The following is a 3,955-nucleotide window of genomic DNA, read 5'->3' as shown; positions in this document are numbered from 1 at the left end:
TTTTGGTTTGCTCCGTTGAAGCCTTCCTTCGATGCAACGCCGCCCAAAGACACGCTCGTCGGCTCGGTCGAGCGGGTGACGTTCCACAATGAGGACAGCGGTTTCGCCGTCCTGAAAGTGAAGGCTCGGGGACAGCGCGACCTTGTGCCGGTCGTCGGCCACGCCGCCTCGATCTCGGCTGGCGAATTCATCCACGCCGTCGGCGTCTGGATCACCGACCGAACCCACGGGCTGCAATTCAAGGCGGATTTCCTCAAGACCACGCCGCCGACGACGGCCGAGGGGATTGAGAAATACCTCGGTTCCGGCATGGTGCGCGGCATAGGCCCGAAGCTCGCGGAGCGGATCGTCGCCGTATTCGGCGCGGCGACGTTCGAAATCATCGAGGCAAGCCCCGAGAAACTGAGGGATGTCTCGGGCATAGGCGAGTTCCGCGCCGGAAAAATCGCCGTCGGCTGGGCCGAGCAAAAAGCCATCCGCGACATCATGCTCTTCCTGCACTCCAACGGCGTCGGCACGTCGCGGGCGGTCCGCATCTTCAAGACTTATGGACACGACGCAATCCACGTCATGACCGAGGATCCCTACCGGCTCGCGCGCGACATCCGCGGCATCGGCTTTCGCACCGCCGACGCCATCGCCATGAAGCTCGGCATGACGCGGGAGGCGCCGCAAAGGGTTAGGGCTGGCATTTCCTTCGCGTTGCAGGAGGCGACCGACGAGGGCCACTGCGGTCTGCCTGCCGAGGACCTGATCAAACTCGCGACGACGCTGCTAGAAGTCGACGCCAGCGGCGTCGACGCCGCCCTGGCCCATGAGATTGCCGACAGCGCGCCGCGGTCGCGATGGTCCTCCGGTCAAAGACGGCGGTGGTCACGGGCGGCCCCGGCGGGGGCAAAACTACGCTGCTCGACGCCATCCTGCGCATCGTCCTTGCCAAGGGAACGAAGATCCTACTCGCGGCGCCGACCGGCCGAGCCGCCAAGCGAATGTCCGAGCAGACCGGCGTCGAAGCCAAGACCATCCACCGGTTGCTCGAAACCGATCCCAAGACTGGCGGGTTCAAACGCAACGCCGAGAACCGGCTTGATTGCGACCTTCTCGTCATCGACGAGACCAGCATGCTCGACACCTCGCTGATGTTCGCCTTGGTGAAGGCCATTCCCCCGAAGGCGGCCTTGCTGTTGGTCGGCGACGTCGACCAATTGCCGTCGGTCGGTCCGGGACAGGTTCTTGCCGATGTGATCAATTCCGGCGCCGTCGCGGTCGTCCGGTTGACCGAGGTGTTCCGGCAAGCCGCCGAGAGCCGGATCGTCGTCAATGCGCATCGCATCAATCGCGGCGAGATGCCGGAATGGACCAAACCGGGCGAAGACTCCGACTTCTTCTTCGTCGAGGCAGTTGATCCCGAGGATGGCGCTGCGAAGGTCGTCGAGATCGTCCGCGACAGAATTCCCCGACGCTTCGGCCTCGATCCGGTCCGCGACATTCAGGTGCTGTGCCCGATGCAGCGCGGAGCGCTTGGCGCGCGGGCGCTCAACGCCGATCTCCAGAACGCCCTCAATCCGAACATGGGCGAGAAAATCGCGCGTTTCGGCTCGGCCTTCGCTCCGGGCGACAAGGTCATGCAGACCGAAAACGACTACGACCGCGAGGTGTTCAACGGCGATCTCGGCCGGGTCAGGCGCATCGACCAGACCGACGGCGTTCTGATCGCCGACTTCGACGGGCGCGAGGTCGAATATCCGTTCGGCGAACTCGACGCGCTCGTTCCCGCCTACGCGACGACGATTCACAAGTCGCAGGGGTCGGAATATCCCGCCGTGGTGATCACGCTGGCCAAGCAGCACTACACCATGCTGGCCAGGAACCTGGTCTATACGGCCGTCACTCGGGGCAAGCGCCTCGTCGTCATCGTCGGACAGCGCAAGGCGCTCGCCATCGCCGTCCGCAGCCATGGGTCGCGAAGACGTTGGACGAAACTGCGCGAATGGCTGACCGGGAACGGGGCGGCGGCATAATCGACGCCAGACGCTTTCGTTCGAAACGCATACGAAATCGACCGCCTCCTAAATTCAGAGCCGGAAACTGAGGTCTGCGCAAAAAATGTCGCCAAGCGAAAACATCCGCCTACGCGAGCGCAGTTACGCGACCGTTTGATAGCCGCGCCGACGCTTCGCTGCGATCAGACGCTTGATGCAATCGACGGCGTCGTCGGCGCTGTCGCAAACCTCCAATCGGATTCGGCCCTGACAGCCGATACGACCCCAGCGGCGCACGACCGCCCAGGTACCAAATAGCGAGGGCTCAAGCGAGACTTCTAGAACCGCGCCACGTTCCGCGTCGGGTCGATCCGGCGCATGTGCGCGGCTTCCGAGAATTTGCGCGTAACGATCTTCATATCTGCTGGGGACATGTCGAAGAGTCGCAAAGCGCCGGCACCGCGTCCAATTGGAAATTTGAATCAAAGCGCGTCCACTGATTCACATGCTCGATCGGAGTTCGCCAGAGTTCTGCCCCCGATTTCTGAAGCGCCGTTCAATCGACGGGCAAGGTCCAGTCGAACAGGCGGCAGATCGGCGAAGTCGGTCGCCAAATGCTGCGCTGCAACATAATCCTTTGACAAATTGTGCAGTGCAGCATAAATTAGTTGTGTGAGGCGCGGCCCTGCCGGCCTCATCGCCCTCCTTGGGCGTTTCCTCCCTAGACTTGGGCCGTTGGCGTCACAACCGACGGTCTTTTTTTGTCGCGCCGCCGTCTTACAAAATCCCCCACGCCCGATAGCGCCGCCGCCCGGTGAGCTCCCTTAGCCCCAGTTCGGCGATCAGGTTCTGTCCTGCCCGCGCCGACACCTTGAGCTCCTGCGCCAGCAGCTCGGCGGTGACGATTGGCCGGGCCAAAGCGAGATCCAGCGCCTGCGGCAGATGCGAATTCCCCCTTCTCCCCTTCAGCGCCCCCGCGCGCGACGCCCGCGCCATCAGCCAGCGGTCGTGGTCCTTCAACCCCTGCTCCGCGGCGGCCGCAATCGCCGCCAGCCAGAACAGGATTTTGGCAACCGGATCGTCGGGTTTCAACCGCAGTCGCGGCGCCGCGCGGGCGCCGGAATTCACGCACAACAGATGGCTGCGGGTTTTGCCGCGCTCACGCAACAGGGCGGCGGCCAACAGGCGGCCGAGCCAGGGGGCGTGCTGCAGCGGCGCGATGTCGTCCCACAACGCTGCGGTCAACGCCGCCGCCAGCGCCGGCGGCAGGCCGGCGGTCACAGCGACCGCCTCGCGCCATTGTTCGAGCCGCGCGTCCTCGTCCCAGTCGAGGTCGTAAACCAGCGGATCGCGCTCCTCGCGCTCGACCGCCGGCTGGCGTTCGAGGGCGCGCTCGGTGCGGAGAAGCGCGGCGTCGAGCGCCGCCAGCTCGGCGGCCAGCGGATCGTCGGAGTCGCGATCGCGATCATCGCCGAAAGCCCCCTGCCCTGCCGCGCCGTCGTCCTCCATAGGCGCGGCGGCGCTCCCCTCCCCTGCCGGCAAAAAGGCGCCGCCGCGCAAAGCGGCGAGGCCCGCGCCGGACAGCGCCCAGCCGGGCGGCGCCGCCAGAATGCGCCGGCGCGCCGCGAGCACGCGGGCGGCGCGGATGAGCTCGGCGGTCGGGGCGCGGGCGTCCATATGGGCGTCGTGCAGCACGAGGTCTTCGAGCGGCGCCAGCCAGCCCTCGAGCCACAGCGAGGCGCAGGCGTCGGCAAAATGGCTGCGTTCGATCCAGCCCTGCCGGATCGGGCTCGACCGCAGCCGCTCGTCGAGCCGGGCGACCGCGTCCTCGGTGTCGGTTTTGATTTAAAACTTCAACGAGCTAAAGCATCACCATTTCTTCAGGTTCGGTCGTTATTTTAGCCGCTCTTTTGCTTTAAAATTTCAATCTCGGAACCATTTCATGCCACTTTTCAACTCGGGCTTGCCGCGCC

The 3,955-nt window shown here is 64.9% G+C and carries 2 protein-coding genes and 1 pseudogene; 1 reads left to right on the top strand and 2 read right to left on the bottom strand.

Translation table 11 applies throughout. The features are described 5' to 3' along the window. Positions 1–15: 15 nt before the first annotated feature. Positions 16–2,021, top strand: a pseudogene (locus tag QZ409_RS06955) (AAA family ATPase). 123 nt (positions 2,022–2,144) lie between these two features. Here QZ409_RS06955 and QZ409_RS06950 read toward each other — a convergent pair. Continuing rightward, positions 2,145–2,279: a WGR domain-containing protein gene (locus tag QZ409_RS06950; protein ID WP_296708468.1), complete on the bottom strand. Its 135-nt coding sequence runs from the start codon at positions 2,277–2,279 to the stop codon at positions 2,145–2,147. A gap of 480 nt (positions 2,280–2,759) precedes the next feature. Next, the gene (locus tag QZ409_RS06945) at positions 2,760–3,767 is read right to left on the bottom strand and encodes an RHE_PE00001 family protein (RefSeq protein WP_296708469.1); all 1,008 of its coding nucleotides are present in this window, start codon (positions 3,765–3,767) and stop codon (positions 2,760–2,762) included. Between the last annotated feature and the right edge of the window lie 188 nt (positions 3,768–3,955).

The sequence above is a fragment of the Rhodoblastus sp. genome (assembly GCF_019449565.1).
GTDB lineage: Bacteria > Pseudomonadota > Alphaproteobacteria > Rhizobiales > Beijerinckiaceae > Rhodoblastus.
Note: the sequence above shows the minus strand (reverse complement) of the source record. Positions and strands in the feature narration are given on the sequence as shown.